The following is a 21,885-nucleotide window of genomic DNA, read 5'->3' as shown; positions in this document are numbered from 1 at the left end:
TCCGGCGGAGCACTAGGCTCGACGGCCGGTCGGGGGAAGGGCGGACATGGTCACCAGTCGCGACGTGGCGAGGCTCGCCGGGGTCTCGCAGCCGACGGTGTCGCGCGCGCTCACCGACCACCCCCGGGTGTCGGAGGCGACCAAGCGCAAGGTCCGCGAGGCGGCCCTGGCCCTGGGCTACTCGACCAACGCGATCGGGCGGGCGCTGTCGGTGGGTCGCTCGAACCGGATCGGGCTGGTCGTCGCCGACCTGGAGAACCGGTTCTACGCGAACATGATCGGCCCGCTGCACCACGAGCTGGAGGGGTTCGGCCACGAGCTCGTGCTGATCACCGAGTCGGCCGGGACCGCCCCGCTGCCCGAGCGGGTCGCCGCGCACGGCCTGGCCGGGGTGGTGCTGTCCACGACGACGGTGGACTCCATCCAGCCCGCCCGGCTGCGCGACCGCGGCGTGCCGTTCGTCTACCTGAACCGGACCGCACCCAGCGTGGCCGCCGACGCGGTGACCGTCGACCCCGAGCAGGGTGTGCGCGAGGTGCTCGACGAGGCCGTCCGGCTGGGTCACACCCGGATCGGGGCGATCTTCGGGCCGCGCAACACCAGCACCGGTGAGGTGCGCGAGCAGGTCGTGCGCACGGTGCTCGACGAGCACGGCCTGACGCTCGCCCAGCGCGACGTGCTGCACGGCCCGTTCGACTTCGCCACCGGCCGGGAGGGGTTCCGCACCCTGTACGAGCGGGCCGGCGGACCGACCCTGCTGCTGTGCGGCAACGACGTCGTCGCGCTCGGGGTGCTCGACGCCGCCGCCGAGGCCGGCGTCCCGGTGCCCGGTCACACCTCGGTGGTCGGCTTCGACGATCTGCCGACCTCGCGCTGGGCCATGGTCCGTCTCAGCACCGTCGCCTACGACCTCGACGAGGTCGCCCGGGAGTCCGCCCGCCTGGTCGTCGCGCGGCTGACCGACCCCACGGCCGAGCCGCGGCACGTCGTGTACCCGACGCACTACGTCGCCCGCGCGACCGTGGCCGCTCCCCGGGTGTAGCCGGTCCGGTCGCCGGAAATCCCCGCGCGGCACTTGCCCGGCAGATGTGCATACGCATACAGTCGTGGCACGGATCCCGACGAGGAAGGACGACCATGGCGCTCGACCCGGTCGCGTATGAGCCCTACAACGACCCGGACGACTTCATCCGGGAGGTGACCGACCGGATCTGGGTCCAGCGGGACGTGTCCTACATCGTCGACAACTACGAGCCGGACTCGATCGTCCACGGCGGGCTCGGCACCGTGGTCGGCCGCGACGGGGTGATCGAGGGCAGCCTGATGCGCATCGCGGGCACCCCGCAGCACGTCGGGCAGGCGGAGGACGTGGTGTGGGAGGCCCGCGGCGACGATGCGTTCCTCAGCTCGCACCTGGTCTTCTCCGCCGACGAGATCCTCGTCGACGGCGTCGTGAAGCGGATCCGCAAGCGCACCATCGCCAACTGTCTCTACCGCCGCGGGCGGATGGTGGAGGAGTGGGTGGTGCGCGACGAGCTCGCCGACTGCCTGCAGCGGGGCATCGACCCCGCCGAGGCCGCCCGGGAGCTGCGGTTCCGCGGCTACCAGGGCTCGATGACCGAGCAGCCGCCGAAGGACGTGCTCGCGGTCGGCGACAGCGGCCCGCGGCCGGACGACTTCCGGCCCGAGTGCGAGATGGTGCTGGAGTTCCTCGAGGAGGTCTGGAACTCCCGGCGCTACCAGAAGGTCACCGACTACATGCACCGTGACCTGTTCCTGCACACCGTCGGGGACCAGACCGTCGTGCGCCCGGACGGCTACCAGCGCGACCTGCTCGCGCTCGTCGCGCCGTTCCCGGACGCCCGGTTCGAGGTCCGCGACGTCCAGACCAACCACGCCGAGCGCTACGCGGGCCTGCGGATCGCGGTGACCTGGGTGATGCGCGGGACCTACCGCGGGACGCCGGTGTTCGGTCCGCTCACCGGCGGCGAGGTGGAGCTGCTCGGCGTCTCGCAGTTCCTGGTCCAGGGCGGCCGCATCGTCAAGGAGGTCCGGGTCTTCGACGAGATCGCGCTGCGTGCGCAGATCGACGCCGGCCGGACCGAGGCGTTCACCGACACCAACATCTACTGACCGGAGCACCGACATGCACGACACGGTGGTCAGCGCGGGCGAGCTCGCCCGCCGCACCGTCCGGCACGCGGACTGGGTCCCGTGCAAGGCCGCGTTCATCGACTGCCGCACCCCGGGCTCGGACCGCAAGGACAACTACTCCTTCATCGGCCCCGGGGTCACGCAGAACGCGTCCCAGCACGTCAACCTGCGCGAGCCGCACGGCTTCAACCTCGGTGCGGCGGGCATGCCGCACGGCACCACGAACAGCCTGCACCTGCACTTCACCGCCGAGGTCTTCATCAACTTCGACGGCGACTACGAGCTACGCTGGGGCCCGGACGGCACCCAGGGCACCTACCGCAGCGTCGACGGCGACGTCGTCTCGGTCCCGCCGTGGATCTTCCGCGGCTTCACCAACGTCGGCGACGACGACGGCATCCTGCTCACCGTCCTGGGCCGCGACGACACCGGCGGCATCATCTGGGGCCCCACGGTCCTGGCCGAGGCAGCCGGTCACGGCCTGCACCTCACCGCGGACAACCGGCTCGTCGACACCGTCGCCGGGGACGCGCTGCCCGACGACGTCGCGCTGATCCGGCCGATGGAGCAGGCCGAGATCGACCGGCTCGACGTCTACACCCGCGAGCAGTTCCGTGGCCGCGTGGTGCACGCCGCCGACCGGCCGTGGGTCGCCGAGCCCTACCTGTGCTCGCGGCTGCCCGGCGGCGGCGCCGAGCTCGCCCCGGTCATCGGCTGGGGCAGTGTGGAGAGCCGGGCCGCCGTACCGCGGCTGCTCGACCCGCACGGGTTCGCGCTGGCGTGGCTGCGGGCCCTGCCCGGCGACGGCGTGCTCACCCACCGGCACGACGCGACCCAGGTGCTGACGGTGAAGGCCGGGCACTGGGCGGTCACCCTCAACACCGGCGACGACGCGCGCACCGTCGAGCTCGGCCCGCGGGACACCCTGTCGGTGCCGCCCGGCGCCTGGCGCTCGGTGACGGCGCTCGACGCCGAGGGCGGCCGGACCGCCACCCCCGGCACCGCGGAGCTGCTGGTGGTCACCGGCGGCGACGGCCGGGTCCGGCACGAGTGGGCGCGCGAGGTCGTGGCCGGTGCCCGTGACCGGGGCCGGGTACTCGACGCCGACGGCTACCTCGCACCGGCCGCGGTGCTGGCGTTCGCGGCCGAGGACGACTGAGGCGGCCGGGATGTCGGCGACGGACCCCACGGAGGCGGGGCCGGCGGCGGGCCCGCCCGCATCGGCGGCGGGGCCCGTGGCCCCCGCACCGGTGGCGCCCACCGACGGCCGGGTGACGGTGGCGGCGTGCCGGATCCCGGCGCGGATCGACGCCCCGGACCCGGCGATCGCCGAGCGCGCGGTGCGCGCGGCGGTCGCCGGCGGCGCCCGGCTGGTCGTCCTGCCCGAGCTCGCCGTCTGCGGGTACGCCTTCGCCGACGCCGCCGAGGCGCGGGCCGCCGCCGAACCGGCCGACGGGCCCACCGTCGCCCGGTTCGCGGCCCTGTCGGCGGAGCTGCGCTGCGTCGTCGTGGCCGGGTTCGCCGAGCTCGGCGCCGACGGCCGGGTCTACAACAGCGCCGTCGTCGTCGAGGACGGGCTGCGGCGCGCGGTCTACCGCAAGGTCCACCTGTGGGACCGCGAGCACACGCTGTTCACCCCCGGTGACGCCGCACCCCCGGTGGTCGCGACCGCGGCCGGCCGGATCGCCCCGATGGTCTGCTACGACCTGGAGTTCCCCGAGTGGGTGCGCCGGGCCGCGCAGGACGGCGCCGAGATCGTCGCCGCGCCGGTGAACTGGCCGTGGCGCCCGACCCCCGACGGGCAGGACCCGCTGGAGGTCGCCAAGGTCCGCGCCGTCGCCGGGGCGTACCGGGTGCACGTGGTCGCCGCGGACCGCTGCGGCACCGAGCGCGGGGTCGCCTGGTTCGAGGCGCCGGTGATCGCCGACGCCGACGGGAACCTGCTCGCCGGGCCCGGCGGCCCGCCGCCGGGGGAGCCCGGCGTGCTGCTCGCCGCCGTCGACCCGGCCGCCGCCCGCGACAAGCACCTCACCCCGCACAACCACGTCCTGCGCGACCGCAGACCCGACCTGTACCGCGAGCCCGACCCCCCACCGGAAGGACCACCACCATGGCCGGCGTGACCTACGACGCGGTGACACGGCGCTACCCGGGCTCGCCCCGGGCCGCCGTCGACGCCCTCGACCTCGAGATCGCCGACGGCGAGTTCCTCGTCCTGGTCGGGCCCTCGGGCTGCGGCAAGACCACCTCGCTGCGGATGCTCGCCGGGCTGGAGGACGTCGACGGCGGCCACATCCGGATCGGCGAGCGCGATGTCACCGGCGTCGCGCCCAAGGAACGCGACATCGCCATGGTGTTCCAGAACTACGCCCTCTACCCGCACATGTCGGTCGCCGAGAACATGGGCTTCGCGCTGCGGATGGCGGGCACCGCCAGGGCCGAGATCGCCCACCGGGTCGCCGAGGCCGCCCGCATCCTCGACCTGGAGGCCTACCTGGACCGCAAGCCCAAGGCGCTCTCGGGCGGGCAGCGTCAGCGCGTCGCGATGGGCCGCGCGATCGTCCGCCAGCCGCAGGTGTTCCTGATGGACGAGCCGCTGTCCAACCTCGACGCGAAGCTGCGCGTGCAGACCCGCACCCAGATCGCGTCGCTGCAGCGACGGCTGGGGGTCACCACCGTCTACGTCACCCACGACCAGGTCGAGGCGATGACGATGGGCGACCGGGTGGCCGTGCTCAAGGACGGTCTGCTGCAGCAGTGCGCCGCCCCCGGCGAGCTGTACGCCCGGCCGGCCAACGCGTTCGTCGCCGGGTTCATCGGCTCGCCGGCGATGAACCTGCTGAGCCTGCCGGTGACCCCCGACGGGGTCCGGCTGGGCGGCGTCGACGTCGCGGTGCCGCGCGGGGCGGGGGACACGGTCACCGTGGGCGTCCGCCCGGAGGACCTGCGCGTGGCCGAGGACGGGATCCCGCTGGAGATCGACCTCGTGGAGGAGCTCGGCGCGGACGCCTACGTCTACGGCCGCGCCCGCGTCGACGGCGTCGAGCACCCGATGGTCGCCCGGGTGGACGGCCGCCGCCCTCCGGCGCGGGGCACCGGGGTGCACCTCGCGCCGGACCCGGCGCGCACCCACCTGTTCGCCGCGGACGGCGCCCGTCTCGGCTGACCGTGCGGGTGGGCCCGCCGGCCGCCGCTCAGTCCCGGCCCGCGGCGGCGCCCACCCGCGCGTCCCACCCGGCCCGCACGTCGGCCTCGACCGGGCGGGTCGCGAGCGACACCACGACGAAGGCGACCAGGCCCGTCCCGAGCCCGGCGAACACCGGCTCGTTGGCGTAGAGGTCGCCCAGCGCGAGCATCGTCGCGAGGGTGACCACCGTCCCGGTGCCCATCGCGGCGAGCGCCCCGGCCCGGGTGGCGCGCCGCCACAGCAGCCCGCCCAGCACCGGCACGAGCAGCCCGCCGACCAGGATCCCGTAGGCCAGGGTGAGGGCGGCGACGACGTCGCGCAGCAGGCAGGCGATCCCGACCATGACGACGCCGAACGCGGCCACCGCCCAGCGGTTCCCGGACAGCTCGTCGTGCGCCGGGTCCTCGGTCCCCGTGGCCCCCGCGGCCGCGCCCCGCCGGCGGCGCAGCGCGCCGAGCAGGTCCTGGTCGAACACCGTCGCCGTCGCCAGCAGCGCGCCGCTGGAGGTCGACATGACCGCCGAGAGCGCGGCGGCGAGCACCAGCCCCGCCAGCACCGGCGGCATCGCGGCCTCGACGATCGCGGCGAACGCGTCGTCGCGCGAGTCCAGGCCGGGCACGACGACCTGCGCGGCGGTGCCGATCAGCGCGCCGACCACGCCGTAGGCCAGGCAGTACAGCCCGGCGCCGAACCCGGCCCAGCGCGACACCCCGGGGGAGCGGGCGGTGAACACCCGCTGCCAGATGTCCTGGCCGATCAGCAGCCCGAAGCCGTAGGTCACGAAGTAGGTGAGGATCGTGCCGCCGCCGATCGAGGTGAGCGACAGCGCGTCGGCCGGGACCGCGGCGACCAGCCCGTCCCAGCCGCCCGCCCGCCACAGCGCGACCGGCAGCAGCACCAGGAAGATCCCGACGGTCTTGATCAGGAACTGGACGAAGTCGGTGAGCGTCACCGACCACATGCCGCCCAGCGTGGAGTCCACGACGACCACCGCACCGCCGATCAGGATCGACGGCACCCGCGGCAGGTCCAGCAGCACCCCGAAGATGGTCGCGTAGGCGATCGTCGAGGTGACGGCCAGCATCAGCGTGTAGGCCCACATGACGATCCCGGACGGGGCGCCGAGCCCGGTGCCGTAGCGCAGCTCCAGCATCTGCCCGACGGTGAACACCCCGAGCCGCTGGATCCGCCCGGAGAACGCCAGCGACAGCACCAGGATCCCGCAGCCGATCGCGACGACCAGCCACATCCCGGACAGCCCGTACTGGTAGCCGAGCCCGACTCCGCCGATCGTGGAGGCGCCGCCGAGGACGACCGCGGCCATCGTCCCGGAGTAGAGCCACGGCCCGAGCCGGCGCCCGGCCACGAGGAAGTCGGTGCGGTCGGTGGTGCGGCGGCGCCCCCAGAACCCGAAGGCGATCATGGCGGCGAGGTAGAGCACGACGACGGCGACGTCCATGGCGGATCAGCCCTTCCGGTTGGCGGCGAGCACGGACACCAGCTCGTAGGCGACGTGGGCGGCGGCGATCCCGGTGATCTCCGCGTGGTCGTAGGCGGGGGAGACCTCGACGACGTCGGCGCCGACGACGTCGACCCCCACCAGCCCGCGCAGGCAGTGCAGCAGCTCACGGCTGGTCAGCCCGCCGGCCTCCGGGGTGCCGGTGCCGGGGGCGTGCGCGGGGTCGAGCACGTCGATGTCGACCGACACGTACACCGGCCCGGTGCCCAGCCGGCGCCGCATCCGCTCGACGACGGCGGGCACCCCGTCGGTCTGGAAGTCGTCGGTGCCGATCACCTGGAAGCCGAGGACCTCGTCGTCGGCGAGGTCCTGCTCGCTGTAGAGCGGGCCGCGGATGCCGACGTGCACGCAGCGCCGCGGGTCGAGCAACCCCTCCTGCGCGGCGTTGCGGAACGGGGTGCCGTGGGTGATGTCGGCGCCGAAGTAGGTGTCCCAGGTGTCGAGGTGGGCGTCGAAGTGCACGACGCCGACCGGCCCGTGGGTGCGGGCCACCGACCGCAGCAGCGGCAGCGCCACGGTGTGGTCCCCGCCGAGCGCGAGCAGCGTGGTGCCACCGGCGCGCAGCCGGTCCGCGGCCTGTTCGACGGTGGCGATCGCCTCGTCGATCGAGAACGGGTTGATGCCGAGGTCACCGGCGTCGGCCACCTGCTGGGCGGCGAACGGGGAGACGCCCAGCGGCGGGTGGTAGGGCCGCAGCAGCTTCGACGCCGCCCGCACGTGCGCCGGGCCGAACCGGGCGCCGGGCCGGTAGGACACCCCGGCGTCGAACGGGAGCCCCAGCACCGCGACGTCGGCATGCTCCACCTCGTCGAGTCGGGGGAGCCGGGCGAACGTGGTGGGTCCGGCGAAACGGGGGACGACGCTGGCGTCGACCGGGCCGACGGTCACGGTGGGCCTCCTCGGGGCGGCGGTCTCGGGTGCGCCCACGGTCGGGCACCGGGCGCGCGGGGGGGAAGTGACGAAACGTCGAAGTCCGCGCGATGATCCTCGACGTGGTGTCCATCCCGTCGTCCGGTGTCACGCTCGCGACCCTGCTCGCCGACCCCGCGCTGCGGCTCGGGCGCGCCGCCGTCGACGACGCCGACCTCGACGTCGTGGTCGCGGCGGCCGCGGTGTCGGAGCTGACCGAGCCCGGCTCGTGGCTGGAGGGCGGGGAGCTGGTGCTCACCGTGGGGTTCCTGCTGCCGTCGGACCTCGAGGGGCTCACCGCCTACGCCCGGCACCTGCGCGCGCACGGCGTCGTCGCGCTCGGGCTCGGGCTGGGTGCGGACCTGCCGCACCGCCGGGTCCCGGCCGAGCTGGTCACCGCCGCCCGCCGGGCCGGGCTGCCGCTGCTGGGGGTCCCGGACGGGGTGCCGTTCGTCGCGGTGACCCGGGCCGTGTTCGCCCACCGCGACGCCGCCGAGCGGGCCCGGCTGCAGTGGGCGCTGCGCACCCAGCGGGCGCTCACCGCGGCCGCCGTCGTCCCGGGTGGACCGGCGGCGGTGCTCGCGGTGCACGCGCAGGCCACCGGGCGCACCGCGGTGGTCGTCGACCTGCTCGGACGGGTGCTGGCCGCCGCCCCGCCGGACGGCGCCGACGCCCTCGCCGCCGGCCTGGCGGGCACCGTCGCCGCCGTGCGTGCCCAGGGGCTGCTGGGTGCGGCGGTCGAGACCGGCGGCGGGCGCCGCCGCGAGGTGCACCCGCTGGGCTCGCACCGGATCCGGGCGCTGCTGCTGGTGGACGGGCCCGTCGCGGGACCGCACTCCAACCAGGTCACCGGGGACCTGGTGTCGCTGCTGTCGCTGGACCTGGAACGCCGTGCCGGTCTCGACGCCGCGGTGCGCCGTGGCCGGGCCCGGTTGCTCGCGTTCCTGGAACGCGGGGTGGTCGACGACGCCGTCGCCGACCGCAGGCTGGCCGCCGCCGGTCTGTCCGAACAGCCGCTGCGGGCCGCGGTCGTCGCCGCGCCGCGCCCGGACGAGCTGGCCGCCGACCTCGCCGCCGTGCTGCCCGACGCCCTGGTCCGGGTGGTGCGCGACGGCCCGGGGACCGAGCCCGCCGACCCCGCGGGCCGGGTCGAGCTGGCCGTGCCCGCGCCGGTCGACCTGGACACCGTGCTCACCACCCTGGCCGCGGGCCGCCCGGCCGGGATCGGGATCGCGGTGCGCCCCGGCGCGCTGGCGGTGTCGCTGCGCCAGGCCCGCTCGGCACTGCCGGTGGCCCGGCTGACCGGACGGACCGCGCACGCCGAGGACGTGGCGTCGAGCCGGATGCTGCTCGCGCTGCTCGACCACGACCGCCTCGGCGGGTTCGCCGACGCCGTCCTCGGCCCGTTCGACGCCGACCCGCGCGGCGCGCAGCTGCTGCGCGCGGTGGCCGCGTTCGTCGAGCGCAACGGCCACTGGGAGGCCACCGCCGCCGCACTGGGCGTGCACCGGCACACCGTGCGGAACCGGATCGCCGCGGCCGAGCGGCTCAGCGGTCGCCGGTTGTCCTCGGCCCAGGACCGCCACGAGCTGTGGCTGGCGCTGCAGGCCCGCGACCTCGGCCGGGCCGGTGACGACACCCCGCCCGCGGGCGGGGCGGGCGCCGATCGGTTCTGACGGCGGGGTGCCCCCGTTCCGCTCCGCCCCCGGACCGACCCGCCCGCCACGCCGCCGCACGTGCGGATCACCACCCCGGTCCGGCGCACCTTGACGGGACCCCGGGCCGCCACCGAAGGTGACTCACGACAACCGAAGACGGCGAGCGGGATCCAGGAAGCCGGTGCGAGTCCGGCGCGGTCCCGCCACTGTGACCCCCGGCCACGGCCGGGGGGAGCCAGACACTGCGCCCGTTCGCCGCGCCACCCCACCCGGGACGAGGATCCCGAGGAAGGTCCGTCGATGACGCGCGCCCATGCTGTGCCCGGAGCCCTCCGGTGATCCTCCTGCTGTCCACCTCGGACACCGACCTGCTCTCGGCCCGGTCCTCGGGCGCGGACTACCGCCTCGCCAACCCGAACCGGGTCACCCACGACGAGCTGGCCGAGATGGCCGACGCCGCCGACGTCGTCGTCGTCCGCGTCCTCGGCGGGTACCGCTACTTCGAGGAGGGCCTGGACCTGCTGCGGGCCCGCGCGACGCCGCTGGTCTGCCTGGGCGGGGAGATGGCCCCGGCCGCGGAGATGATGGAGCTGTCCTCGGTGCCCGCGGGCGTCGCGGCCCAGGCGCACACCTACCTGGCACAGGGCGGCACCGAGAACCTGGCGCAGCTGCACGCGTTCCTGTCCGACACCGTGCTGCTCACCGGTGAGGGCTTCGCGCCGCCGGTGGAGCTGCCCGAGTGGGGTGAGCTGTCCGTCCCGGCCACCGACGTCGACGGGCCGACGGTCGCGGTGCTGTTCTACCGCGCCCAGTTCCTCGCCGGGAACACCCGCTACATCGAGGCCCTCTGCGAGCAGATCGCCGCGAAGGGCGCCCGCGCGCTGCCGATCTGGTGCGCGTCGCTGCGCCAGGCCCCGGCCGCGCTGCTCGAGCGGCTGCGCGAGGCCGACGCCATGGTCGTCACCGTGCTCGCCGCGGGCGGTACCAAGCCCGCCGGCGCCCAGGCCGGTGGCGAGGACGAGGAGTGGGACGTCACCGAGCTGGCTGCGCTCGACGTCCCGATCCTGCAGGGCCTGTGCCTGACCAGCTCCCGGGCCACCTGGGAGGCCAACGACGACGGGATGTCCCCGCTCGACGTCGCCACCCAGGTCGCGGTGCCGGAGTTCGACGGCCGGCTGATCACCGTCCCGTTCTCGTTCAAGGAGACCGACGCCGACGGCCTCTCGGTCTACGTCCCCGACGACGAGCGGGCCGCCCGGGTCGCCGGGATCGCCGTGAAGCACGCGACGCTGCGCCGGGTCCCGAACGCGGACAAGAAGATCGTGCTGATGCTGTCGGCGTACCCGACCAAGCACGCGCGGATCGGCAACGCGGTCGGGCTGGACACCCCGGCGTCGACGGTGGCGTTGCTGCGCACGATGGCCGCGGCGGGCTACGCGGTGGCGACCGGGGGCGAGGCGGCGTTCCCGGGCGTCGAGGCCGGCGACGGCGACGCGCTCATGCACGCCCTGATCGAGGCCGGCGGGCAGGACCCGGACTGGCTCACCGAGGACAAGCTGGCCGGCAACCCGGTCCGCATCTCCGCCGCGACCTATCGCAGCTGGTTCGACACGCTGCCCGAGGACTTCCGCGACGGGGTCGTCGAGCACTGGGGCGAGGCGCCGGGCGAGCACTACGTCGACCGCTCGCAGAACCCGGACGGCGACATCGTCGTCGCGGCGCTGCGCCGCGGGAACGTCGTGCTGATCGTGCAGCCGCCGCGCGGTTTCGGGGAGAACCCGGTCGCGATCTACCACGACCCGGACCTGCCGCCGTCGCACCACTACCTGGGCGCCTACCGCTGGCTGGCCGCGCCGGAGTCCGAGGGCGGGTTCGGTGCGCACGCGATCGTGCACATCGGCAAGCACGGCAACCTGGAGTGGCTGCCCGGCAAGACACTGGGGATGTCGGCCTCCTGCGGCACCGACGCCGTCCTCGGCGACCTGCCGCTGGTCTACCCCTTCCTGGTGAACGACCCCGGCGAGGGCACGCAGGCCAAGCGCCGTGCGCACGCCACCCTGGTCGACCACCTCATCCCGCCGATGGCGCGCGCCGAGTCCTACGGCGACATCGCCCGCCTGGAGCAGCTACTCGACGAGCACGCCAACATCTCCGCGCTGGACCCGGCGAAGCTGCCCGCGATCCGCCAGCAGATCTGGACGCTGATGACCGCGGCGCAGATGCACCAGGACCTCGGGCTGGAGCAGCGTCCCGACGAGGACGTCTTCGACGACATGCTCATGCACGTCGACGGCTGGCTGTGCGAGATCAAGGACGTCCAGATCCGCGACGGCCTGCACGTGCTCGCCCAGGCCCCGGCCGGGGAGCAGCGCGTCGATCTGGTGCTGGCGGTGCTCCGCGCCCGGCAGATGTGGGGCGGCGAGCAGTCGGTCCCCGGTCTGCGCCAGGCCCTCGGGCTGGTCGAGGACGGCTCGGAGACCAACGCCCGCACCGACGCCGTCGAGCAGGTGGCCCGCGCGCTGGTCGCGGCGATGGAGTCCCGCGGCTGGGACCCGGCCGCCGTCGACGCCGTCGTCGACGAGCACCTGACCCCCGGCCCGGCCGGCTCCGAGGTGCTCCCCGCCCTGGACGCCGACGGGGTGCGTGCGGTGCTGCGGTTCGCCGCCGACGAGGTCGTGCCGCGGCTCGACGCCACCGCGCACGAGCTCGACCGGGTGCTGCACGCCCTCGACGGCGGCTTCATCCCGGCCGGCCCGTCCGGCTCCCCGCTGCGCGGGCTGGTCAACGTGCTCCCGACCGGGCGGAACTTCTACTCGGTCGACCCGAAGGCCGTCCCGTCGAAGCTGGCCTGGGAGACCGGGCAGGCGATGGCCGAGTCGCTGGTCGAGCGCTACCGGGCCGACCACGGCGAGTACCCGCGCAGCGTCGGCCTGTCGGTGTGGGGGACCAGTGCGATGCGGACCTCCGGCGACGACGTCGCCGAGGTGTTCGCCCTGCTCGGCGTCCGCCCGGTGTGGGACGACGCGAGCCGCCGCGTGCGCAGCCTGGAGGTGATCGACCTCGACGAGCTCGGCCGCCCGCGCGTCGACGTCACGGTCCGCATCTCCGGGTTCTTCCGCGACGCGTTCCCGCACGTGCTGGCCCTGCTCGACGACGCGGTGAAGCTGGTCGCCGAGCTGGACGAGACCCCGGAGCAGAACTACGTCCGCGCCCACGTCGAGGCCGACCGCGAGCGCACCGGCGACGACCGCCGCGCCCGCACCCGGATCTTCGGCTCCAAGCCGGGCACCTACGGCGCCGGGCTGCTCCAGCTCGTCGACTCCTGCGACTGGCGCGGCGACGCCGACCTCGCCGAGGTCTACTCCACCTGGGGCGGCTACGCCTACGGCCGCGGCCTCGACGGCGTCCCGGCCCGGGACGACATGGAGAACGCCTACCGGCGGATCGCGGTGGCGGCCAAGAACATCGACACCCGCGAGCACGACATCGCCGACTCCGACGACTACTACCAGTACCACGGCGGCATGGTCGCCACGGTGCGCGCGCTGACCGGCACCGCGCCGGCCGCCTACGTCGGGGACTCGACCCGCCCGGAGGCGGTGCGCACCCGCAGCCTGCACGAGGAGACCGCCCGGGTCTTCCGTGCCCGCGTGGTGAACCCGCGCTGGATCGCCGCGATGCGCCGGCACGGCTACAAGGGCGCGTTCGAGATGGCCGCGACCGTCGACTACCTGTTCGGCTGGGACGCCACCACCGGCGTCATCGCGGACTGGCAGTACGAGACGCTGACCGCCGAGTACGTGCTGGACCCGGACAACCGCAAGTTCCTGTCCGAGTCCAACCCGTGGGCGCTGCACGGCATGGCCGAACGACTGCTGGAGGCCGTCGACCGCGGGCTCTGGGAGAGCCCGGAGCAGGCGACGCTGGACGCGCTGCGCCAGGCCTACCTGGAGTCCGAGGGCGACATCGAGGGGGACTGATCCCGTCGTGCCCCGGCCCGGGCCACGCCCTCTCGCCGAGCAGGTCGTGGCCCGGGCCGTCGGCGGTGGTCAGCGGCCCGTGGTGATCTCGATCCGGTTCACCACGGTGTCCGCGGCGAAGTCGTGCGCCTCGACCACGGTCCGCCCGCCGTCGACGACCAGCCGCAGCCCCTGGTTCATCGCCCGGGTCGGGGCGGCCACCTCGCTGCCGTCCGGCGCGGTCGACCACTGCGTCTGCAGCGAACCGGTGTTGACGGCGGTGAACCCCTCGGGGTGGCCGCCCGGGACGGTGCGGCGGACCGCCCAGTCGTGGAGCCCCAGGTCGTAGTGGGTGTGCCCGGTCAGGAACACGACGTCGGGGTGGTCGCCCATGATCTGCAGCAGCCGGTCGTGCTCGGGTCGCGGGTACTGGCAGCAGTAGTTGTCCGCGCCGGTGGCGCCCCGGGTCCCCGACACGGTGTCGAGCAGCGGGTGGTGGGAGAACACCAGCACCGGACCCGGCCGGGCCGAGGCACGGTCGAGCTCGCGGTCGAACCAGTCGAGCTGCTCGTCGCCGAGGACGGCGTTCGCGTCGTCGCCCGGCGCCGCCAGGCTGCCGAGGAACAGCACCGGCACCCCGCGGACGTCGCTGCGGTGGTAGGGCGCCGGCATCCCGGTGTAGCGCAGGAACCGCTCGGTGAGCACGGCGTCCGGCTCCCCGGTGTAGTACTCGTGGTTGCCGATCGCGGCCAGCGTCCGGGCCCGCGGCGGCCCGGCGGCCAGTGCGGCGGTGAACGCCTCGTACTCGGCGACCGTGCCGGAGGGGACCAGGTCGCCGTTGACGACGAGCGCGTCGGCGGGACCGGGGCCGTCGGCGTCGCGGCCGAGGTCGTCCAGATCCGCGAGGGTGTGTGCGAGGTCGGGCAGATCACCCTGCACGTCGCTGACCACGTCGAGTACGGCCCGCGGCCCGGCCTGCGGCGGAGGAGCGGCGAGGGCGGCCGGGGCGACGGCGAGACAGAGGGCGAGCACCGCTGCGGCGACGAGGCGGATGCGGGGGGACGGGCGGGTCACGGGACCTCCGGGGGGAGTGGGGACGACGACGCCCACCCTCACCCGGCCGGGTGATCACCAGACCGACGGCAGGTGTCGATCCGGACACGGCGGCCCGAACCGGTCGCCTCAGGCGCGGACGCGGGTCCGCCCCGCGGTCACCGCGCCGATCCCGGAGAGGCAGGCCACGACCGCGACGAGCACCGGCAGCGCGACCGCGGGTGAGCCCAGCGCCACCAGCAGTGCCCCGCCCAGCCCGACGAACGCCGCCGTCGCGAGCTGGTCGAGCAGCTGGGCCGCCGAGGAGTGCGCACCGACGTCACCGGCGTCGGAGTGGGCCAGGGTCAGGTAGGCGATCGCGGAGAACGCCACGCCCATCCCGAGCCCGGACACGCCCCAGAACCCGACGGCGAGCCAGCCCGGCAGCAGCCCGGCGGCGACCGGGACCAGCGCGACCTGGCCCGCGGCGATCATCGCGAACCCGGTGCGCAGCATCAGCGCGCGGTCGGCGTCGGGGCGGCGGGCCTGCCAGGCGGCGGCCGCCGACCAGCCGAGCGACGCGACGATCAGCGGCGTCCCGGCGGCGGTCAGCGACCAGCCGTGCGTCGCGGTGAGCACCAGGGGCAGGAACGACACGACCGGGAAGAACGCCCCGGCGACCAGGCCGCGGGCCGCGACGACCGCGGCGATGCCCGGGCGCGCGACGACGGTCCCGCGGGGCAGCAGCCTGCGCAGCGACGGCACCAGCACCGCGAGCGCGACGACGCCGGCCACCGCCCCGCCGACGTCGAGGTTCTCCAGCGCCCAGCTCAGCCCGGCGACGCCGACCGCGGCACCGAGTGCCGCGGGCACCAGGCCCGCCCCACGGTCGCCGGCCGCCGGGCCGGTGGGCGGTCGCAGGACGCGCACCACCGGCGCGATCAGCACCAGGGCCAGCCCCACCACCGGCAGCAGACCGAGGAAGACCCAGTGCCAGGAGAGGCGCTCGGTGACCAGCCCGGCCAGTGGCGGGCCGACGAGCGCGGGCAGCACCCACGCCGAGGAGATCAGCCCGAACACCACCGGGCGCGCCCGCGTGGGGTACACCTCGGCGACGAGCACGTACACCGCGACACCCTGGGCTCCCGCACCCAGCCCCTGCAAGACCCGTCCGGCCAGCAGCCCGGCCATCGTCGTCGCGAACCCGGCGACGATCAGGCCCGCCCCGAACAGGACCGGCGCGGCGACGAGCGGCACCCGCGGGCCCCGGACGTCGCACCAGCGACCGCCGGCGACGGTGCCGAAGACCGCCGCGGCCAGGAACAGCACGAACGGCCAGGCGTACCGGGAGACCCCGCCCAGGTCGGTGACGACGGCGGGCATCGCGGTCCCCACACCCATCGCCTCGAACGCGGTCAGGCTGATCAGCAGCAGGATCCCGACGGTCGTCGGCGCGCGGCCCGGGGACCAGACCCCCGCACCGTCCGTCCGCGCCTCGACCACGGCGCCACCCTGCTCCCTGAACCCCGGTGCAGGTCAAGCCGATTCAGGGAGCGCCTGGTCGGCGACCTGGCCGTGGTGGCGCAGGTCGCCGACCAGGTCGCGGTGCCGGCGCGGCCGTGCGGTCGGTGCCGGGAGCGCTCAGCCCAGCGCCGGGACGATCGCCTCGACCAGGTGCGGGCCCGGCTCGGCCTGCGCCCGCCGCAGCGCGTCGAGCAGGCCCTCGGTGGTGGTGACCCGCTCGTCGGGCACCCCGAGCCCGGTCGCCAGCGCGGTGAAGTCCGGCGTCGGGTCGGAGAGGTCGAGCATCCGTCCCGCCCGCCCCGAGTGGGCCGCCTCCCCGGCACCGGTGCGGGCGAGCTCGACCCGCAGGATCGAGTAGGCCGCGTTGTTGATCAGGACGACGGTGACGTCGAGCCGCTCGCGGGCCATCGTCCACAGTGCCTGCAGCGTGTAGAGCGCGCTGCCGTCGGCCTGCACCGCCACCACCGGACGGTCCGGGGCGGCGACGGCGGCGCCCACCGCGGCGGGCAGCCCCATCCCGATCGCGCCGCCGGTCAGCGCGAGCTGGGTGTGCCGCGGCGCGGTCTGCAACGACATCGCCAGCGACGCCGTCGCCGTCAGCGCCTCGTCGACCACGATCGCGTCCTGCGGCAGCGTCGCGGCGACGGCGGCGCACAGCCCCCGCACGTCGAGCGGCCCCGGCGGGGGCTCTGGTGCCTCGTGCGGGGCGAGCGCGGCGGCCGCGTCCCCGGCGACGACGTCGGCGAGGGCCTCCAGCGCGGCCGTCGCGTCGGTCGTCGCGTCGGCCAGCCCCACCACGGCGGCACCCTCTGGCACCAGGTCCCCGGGCACGCCCGGATAGCCGAAGAACGACACCGGCGACCGCGCCCCGGCCAGCACCAGCGACGACGTGCCGTCCAGCTGCGCGATCGCCTGCTCGGCGAAGTAGGCCAGCTTGTCGATGCGGGTCCGGCCGGCGCCGGTCTCCCAGCGCCGGGGGAAGGTCTCCACCAGCAGCCGTGTCCCGGTCGCCGCGGCGATCCGCCCGGCGGCGTCGACGCCCGCCGCGCTCAGTGCGGGCCCGCCCAGCAGCAGCGTCGCGCCGGGCGCGCGGACGGCGTCGGCGGCCGCGGCGACCCGTGAGGCGTCCGGCGGGACCGGCCCGGTGGCCGGCAGCGGCGGAGCGAGCGACGCGCCCTCGGACCAGGACACGTCGGCGGGCAGCACCAGCGTCGCGACCTGCCCGCCGCGCTCGCCGGTCGCGGCGAGGGCACGCATGGCGTCGGCGGCGACGTCGCGGACGTCGCCGCTGGTGTGCACCCACCCGGACACGGTCCGTGCGACCGCGGTGATGTCGGACTGCAGCGGCGCGTCGAACCGGACGTGGTCGGTCGCGTGCCCGCCGACGACGCACAGCAGCGGGATCCCGGCCCGGCGCGCGTTGTGCAGGTTCGCCAACCCGTTGCCCAGCCCCGGCCCCAGGTGCAGCAGCACCGCCGCGGGCTTCCCGGCGATGCGCGCGTAGGCGTCGGCGGCGCCGGTCGCGACGCCCTCGAACAGGGCCAGCACGCCACGCATCTCCGGCACCGCGTCGAGCGCCTGCACGAAGTGCATCTCCGAGGTGCCCGGGTTCATGAAGCACACGTCGACACCGGCCGCGGTGAGCGACCCGACCAGCGCCTCGGCGCCCCTCACGACCGGTTCCCGATCTGTACGGTCCACATGGTCGGTGAGTCCACACGATGTGACGCGTGCCCGCAGGACCCGGGTTCGAGTTGCGCCCCGCAGCGCCAGGGCGGGGAATGAGGGACTGTGAGCGACGACCGCACCGCCCCCGAGGTGTACACCCCCGACCCCCGACGCTGGCGGGCACTGTCGGTCTGCCTGGTCGCCGGGTTCATGAGCCTGCTCGACGTCAGCATCGTCAACGTCGCGCTGCCCGCCATGCAGACCGCGCTGCGGGCCTCGGCCGCGCAGCTGTCCTGGATCGTGTCCGGCTACGCGCTCACGTTCGGCCTGGTCCTGGTCGCGTCCGGACGGCTGGGCGACGACCGTGGCCGCCGTCGCATGTTCGTCACCGGGCTGGCGCTGTTCACCCTCACCAGCGCCGTCGCCGGGTTCGCGCCGAACCCGGAGGTGCTCGTCGCGGTCCGGCTCGTGCAGGGCGTCGCGGCCGGGCTGCTGTCCCCGCAGGTCGTCGGGTTCATCCAGGACCTGTTCCGCGGTCCGGAGCGGGGCACCGCGTTCGGCATGTTCGGCGCCGTCGTCGGGATCTCCACCGCGGTCGGCCCACTGCTCGGCGGGCTGTTGCTGGCCTGGGCCGGCGACGCCGACGGCTGGCGCTGGGTCTTCTTCGTCAACATCCCGATCGGCGTCGCGGCGCTGGTCGCCGCGTTCCGGCTGTTGCCGGCCGACACCGCGCCGGCGGGGGAACGGCGCCCGCTGGACCTGGGCGGTTCGGCGCTGCTCGGTGTCGCCGTCGTCGCGCTGATGCTGCCGCTGGTGCTCGCCGAGCGGGACCCGGCGTCGGCGCCCTGGTGGCTGCTCGCGGTCTCGGTCGTGGCGCTGGTGGCATTCGTGGCGTGGGAGCGGCGGGCCAAGCGCGTCCACGGCCACCCGCTGGTCGACTTCGCGCTGCTGCGGACCCGCAGCTACGCCGTCGGCGCCTCGCTCGGCGCCGTCTACTTCGCCGGGTTCACCTCGATCTTCTTCGTGCTCACCCTCTACCTGCAGAACGGGCTGGGATACACCCCGTTGCAGACCGGTCTCACGCTGACGGCGTTCGCGCTGGGCTCGGCCGTCACCTCCGCCCTGAGCGGACGCCTGGTGGCGCGCTTCGGGCAGCCGATGATCGTCGTCGGGCTGGCGACGGTGATGGTCGGGCTCGGTGTCACCGACCTCGTCCTCGCCGCGACCGCGCACAGTCCGTGGATCGGGCTCGCGATCGCCGGGCCGCTGCTGCTCGCCGGGGCGGGCGGTGGGCTGGTGATCGCCCCGAACCAGACCCTCGCGCTGTCGGAGATCCCGCACACCTCCGGCGGCACCGCGGGCGGGGTGCTGCAGACCGGGCAGCGGATCGGGACGGCGATCGGGCTGTCCGCGGTCGGTGCGGTGTTCTTCGGCAGGCTCACCGCGTCCGGCGGGGACTGGGCGGACGCCATTTCGCACGGCCTGCTCATCACCGTCGGGCTGGTGGCGCTGGCCCTGGTGCTCGGTGTCGCCGACCTGGTCGCGGCCCGGCGCGCCCGGGGCAGGGGCACGCCGGCGACCGCGACCGGCCGACAGTAGGGGGCAGGGGTCAGGTCCGGGCGACGGCGACGGCGTCGTCGCGCAGCCCCGACCGGAGCGTCTCGGTCATCAGCCAGGAACAGACCAGCGACACCAGCGCGATCCCGACGACGTAGCCGGCGACGGCGTAGAGCGACCCGGTCAGCGCGACGAGCGCGGTGCACAGCAGCGGTGCGAGGCCGCCCAGGATCGACGCGATCTGGTAGGCCAGCGACGCCCCCGAGTACCGCATGCTGGTGGAGAACTGCTCGGCGAAGAACGCCGACTGCGGCCCGTACACCGCCGAGCGCGCCACCTGGACGATCAGCCCGCCCAGCAGGAACAACCAGATGCTGCCGGTGGACACGAGCCAGAAGTACGGCACCGCGAACACGGCCAGCAGCGCCATCCCGCCGACGAACATCGGGCGCCGGCCGATCCGGTCCGACAGCAGACCGAACGCCAGGATCAGTGGGATGTCCGACAGCGACAGCACCGAGTTCGCGGCGAGGATCGTGGTGCGGTCGTAGGACAGCTGCTGGGTGGCGTAGGTGACCAGCCAGACCGAGGAGACGTAGAACGTCGAGTTCGTCGCGAGGAACGAGCCGGCCGCGAGCCCGATCTCCTTCGGGTAGGTGCGCAGCGCCTCCAGCACCGGCATCCGGTTCGCGGCCTTCTCGTCCATCGCCTGCTGGAACACCGGTGACTCGTGGACGCCGAGCCGGATCCACATCCCGACCGCGATCAGCGCGCCGCTGGCGAGGAACGGCATCCGCCAGCCCCAGGCCAGGAACTGCTCGTCGGTCAGCGTCGCCGACAGCACCGCGAACGTCGCCGTCCCCAGCACCAGGCCGAGCGGGACACCGACCTGCGGCCAGCTGCCGTAGAACCCGCGACGGTGCGCCGGGGCGTGCTCGACGGCCATCAGCGCCGCCCCGCCCCACTCGCCGCCGACACCGAAGCCCTGCAGGAACCGCAGGACCACCAGCAGGACCGGTGCCCAGATGCCGAGGGTGTCGTAGCCGGGCAGCAGGCCCATCCCGACGGTCGCCGCGCCCATCAGGAGCAGCGAGTACACGAGCATCGGCTTGCGGCCGACCTTGTCGCCGAAGTGCGCGAACACCGCGCCGCCCAGCGGGCGGGCGATGAACCCGACGGCGAACGCGCCGACCGCGGACAGGGTTCCGGTGACGGGGTCGACCGACGGGAAGAACACCTGGTTGAAGACCAGTGCCGCGGCCGTGCCGAAGATGAAGAAGTCGTACCACTCGATGGTGGTGCCGACGAGACTGGCGGTGGCGACCTTGCGGGACGACCGGAGCGTGGGTCCCGGCGGCGCCGGCGGGACGGTGGGTGACATGCGTCACGACGCTAGGGTGCCGACCGATTCGTGTCGAGACGTACGGATGATCCTGTCGGATCCGGTCGTGATCATGTCGACCGGTGCTCAGCCGGGCCGGCGCCGCCCGGCCAGCACCCCGGCGAGGAGCACCACCACCAGCCCCGCGAGGGGGACGACGAGCAGCCCCACCCGCAGCGACGTCGCGTCGGCGACCAGCCCGACCACCGGCGGCGAGACCAGGAACCCGACCCGCATCAGCCAGGTGACGATCGTCAGCCCGGTGCCCGGTGCCAGTCCCGGCAGGTGGTCGGCGGCGGTCATCGCGGCCGGGACGAGCGTCGCCACCCCGAAACCGGCGAGACCGAACCCGGCGACGGTGCCGGGCACCGTCGGGAACGCCAGCGCGAGGCCCATCCCGGCGAGCACGAGCCCGCCACCGGCGCGGGCCACCGCGCGCTGGCCGAACCGGTCGACCACCCGGTCACCGACCAGCCTGCCGACGAACTGGCAGCCCTGCAGCGCCACGAACCCGAGGCCGGCGACGACCGCACCGGCCCCGAGCCCCTGCAGGTAGACCGCCGCCCAGGTGGCGCCGGAGTCCTCCACCAGGGTGCCGGAGATCGCGACCAGCCCGAACACGGCGAGCAGCGCCACGGTGCGGGTGCCGAGCCCGGTCCACGGCCTGCGCGGCGGTGCACCGTCGGCCGCGCCGGGGGGCCGGCGGTCGTCGCGGTCGTCGCCGCGCAGCAGCAGCGGGTGGACCGCGACCGCGATCACCACCGAGAGCAGCGACGACAACCCCAGGTGCACCGGCAGCGCCAGCCCGGCCCCGGCGGCGGCCGAGCCCATCAGTCCGCCCGCGACCGCCCCGACCGACCAGAGCGCGTGGAACCCGTTGAGGATCGACCGGCCGTAGCGGCGCTGCACCCGCAGCCCGTGCGCGTTCTGCGCGACGTCCACGACGGCGTCGGACGCCCCGACCAGCAGCATCGCCGTGGCGAACAGCCCCCAGGACGGTGCGAACCCGACGAGCACGACGCCGAGGGCGATCACCGCCATCCCGAACGACGCCACCTTCGCCGAGGTGAACCGGGCGATGAGCGGGCCCGCGGTGAGCCCGGCCAGCAGCGCCGCGAACGGCATCGCGGCCACCGCGAGCCCGAGCTGGGTGTTGGACAGGCCGAGGTCGGCCTTGATCTGTGGGAAGCGGGGCAGCAGGTTGGCGTAGACCAGGCCGTTGGTGAGGAAGACCAGGGCCACCGCCAGCCGGGCCCGTCGTTCCGTCCGGCCCGCTCCGACTGCCACCACGGGCCCATCATGCGGGAGTGGGCGGGCGCCTGCGGGTCGCGGGTCAG

Annotated in this window: 15 protein-coding genes and 1 riboswitch; of the genes, 8 read left to right on the top strand and 7 right to left on the bottom strand. The window is 75.0% G+C overall.

Annotated elements, in window-relative coordinates:
- The first annotated feature begins 46 nt into the window (after nt 1–46).
- The 5 genes from KPL59_RS00505 to KPL59_RS00485 all read left to right on the top strand — a co-directional run bounded on the left by KPL59_RS00505 (nt 47) and on the right by KPL59_RS00485 (nt 5,320).
- Complete coding sequence (locus tag KPL59_RS00505; RefSeq protein ID WP_226359565.1) at nt 47–1,042, top strand: LacI family DNA-binding transcriptional regulator; 996 nt, start codon at nt 47–49, stop codon at nt 1,040–1,042.
- Between the two features lie 95 nt (nt 1,043–1,137).
- Nucleotides 1,138–2,133, top strand: coding sequence for an ester cyclase (locus KPL59_RS00500; protein ID WP_226351277.1), 996 nt, complete (start codon nt 1,138–1,140; stop codon nt 2,131–2,133).
- Between the two features lie 13 nt (nt 2,134–2,146).
- Nucleotides 2,147–3,313 (top strand): hypothetical protein, encoded by a 1,167-nt coding sequence (locus KPL59_RS00495; protein WP_226359564.1) that lies wholly within the window; start codon nt 2,147–2,149, stop codon nt 3,311–3,313.
- 10 nt (nt 3,314–3,323) lie between these two features.
- Nucleotides 3,324–4,277, top strand: coding sequence for a nitrilase-related carbon-nitrogen hydrolase (locus tag KPL59_RS00490; RefSeq protein ID WP_226359563.1), 954 nt, complete (start codon nt 3,324–3,326; stop codon nt 4,275–4,277).
- Nucleotides 4,265–5,320 carry an ABC transporter ATP-binding protein gene (locus KPL59_RS00485; RefSeq protein ID WP_226359562.1) on the top strand — a complete coding sequence of 352 codons (1,056 nt, stop codon included), beginning with the start codon at nt 4,265–4,267 and terminating at the stop codon, nt 5,318–5,320. The genes KPL59_RS00490 and KPL59_RS00485 overlap by 13 nt, the downstream gene beginning before the upstream one ends.
- A gap of 28 nt (nt 5,321–5,348) precedes the next feature.
- On the opposite strand, the gene KPL59_RS00480 is transcribed toward KPL59_RS00485, so the two are convergent.
- Both KPL59_RS00480 and speB read right to left on the bottom strand, forming a co-directional pair.
- Entirely contained in the window at nt 5,349–6,800 is a 1,452-nt protein-coding gene (locus tag KPL59_RS00480; protein ID WP_226359561.1) for a sodium:solute symporter, read from the bottom strand.
- Between the two features lie 6 nt (nt 6,801–6,806).
- Nucleotides 6,807–7,748 (bottom strand): agmatinase, encoded by a 942-nt coding sequence (gene speB / locus KPL59_RS00475; protein WP_226351282.1) that lies wholly within the window; start codon nt 7,746–7,748, stop codon nt 6,807–6,809.
- Nucleotides 7,749–7,852: 104 nt separating this feature from the next.
- Here speB and KPL59_RS00470 point away from each other — a divergent pair, with 104 nt between their 5' ends.
- Together KPL59_RS00470 and cobN are read left to right on the top strand one after the other, a co-directional pair.
- On the top strand, nt 7,853–9,445 hold the full coding sequence (locus KPL59_RS00470) for a PucR family transcriptional regulator (RefSeq protein WP_226359560.1): 1,593 nt from the start codon (nt 7,853–7,855) through the stop codon (nt 9,443–9,445).
- 153 nt (nt 9,446–9,598) lie between these two features.
- Nucleotides 9,599–9,672, top strand: a riboswitch (cobalamin riboswitch).
- A 90-nt stretch (nt 9,673–9,762) separates the two neighbouring features.
- The gene (cobN, locus tag KPL59_RS00465) at nt 9,763–13,407 is read left to right on the top strand and encodes a cobaltochelatase subunit CobN (protein WP_226359559.1); all 3,645 of its coding nucleotides are present in this window, start codon (nt 9,763–9,765) and stop codon (nt 13,405–13,407) included.
- 69 nt (nt 13,408–13,476) lie between these two features.
- On the opposite strand, the gene KPL59_RS36625 is transcribed toward cobN, so the two are convergent.
- The 3 genes from KPL59_RS36625 to KPL59_RS00450 form a co-directional block, all read right to left on the bottom strand.
- On the bottom strand, nt 13,477–14,460 hold the full coding sequence (locus KPL59_RS36625; RefSeq protein WP_226351285.1) for a DUF4073 domain-containing protein: 984 nt from the start codon (nt 14,458–14,460) through the stop codon (nt 13,477–13,479).
- 108 nt (nt 14,461–14,568) lie between these two features.
- Nucleotides 14,569–15,921 (bottom strand): MFS transporter, encoded by a 1,353-nt coding sequence (locus KPL59_RS00455; protein ID WP_226351286.1) that lies wholly within the window; start codon nt 15,919–15,921, stop codon nt 14,569–14,571.
- Nucleotides 15,922–16,059: 138 nt separating this feature from the next.
- A complete protein-coding gene (locus KPL59_RS00450; RefSeq protein WP_226359558.1) occupies nt 16,060–17,616 on the bottom strand; it encodes an acetolactate synthase large subunit in 1,557 nt (518 codons plus the stop codon).
- Between the two features lie 117 nt (nt 17,617–17,733).
- Between KPL59_RS00450 and KPL59_RS00445 the strand changes: the two genes are divergently transcribed.
- The gene (locus tag KPL59_RS00445) at nt 17,734–19,209 is read left to right on the top strand and encodes an MFS transporter (RefSeq protein ID WP_226359557.1); all 1,476 of its coding nucleotides are present in this window, start codon (nt 17,734–17,736) and stop codon (nt 19,207–19,209) included.
- 10 nt (nt 19,210–19,219) lie between these two features.
- Here the strand turns inward: KPL59_RS00445 and KPL59_RS00440 are convergent, their stop codons facing one another.
- Nucleotides 19,220–20,548, bottom strand: coding sequence for an MFS transporter (locus tag KPL59_RS00440; RefSeq protein WP_226359556.1), 1,329 nt, complete (start codon nt 20,546–20,548; stop codon nt 19,220–19,222).
- Nucleotides 20,549–20,635: 87 nt separating this feature from the next.
- Complete coding sequence (locus KPL59_RS00435) at nt 20,636–21,838, bottom strand: MFS transporter (RefSeq protein WP_226359555.1); 1,203 nt, start codon at nt 21,836–21,838, stop codon at nt 20,636–20,638.
- Between the last annotated feature and the right edge of the window lie 47 nt (nt 21,839–21,885).

The sequence above is a fragment of the Pseudonocardia sp. ICBG1142 genome (genome assembly GCF_020496255.1).
In the GTDB taxonomy this organism is placed as follows: domain Bacteria; phylum Actinomycetota; class Actinomycetes; order Mycobacteriales; family Pseudonocardiaceae; genus Pseudonocardia.
Note: the sequence above shows the minus strand (reverse complement) of the source record. Positions and strands in the feature narration are given on the sequence as shown.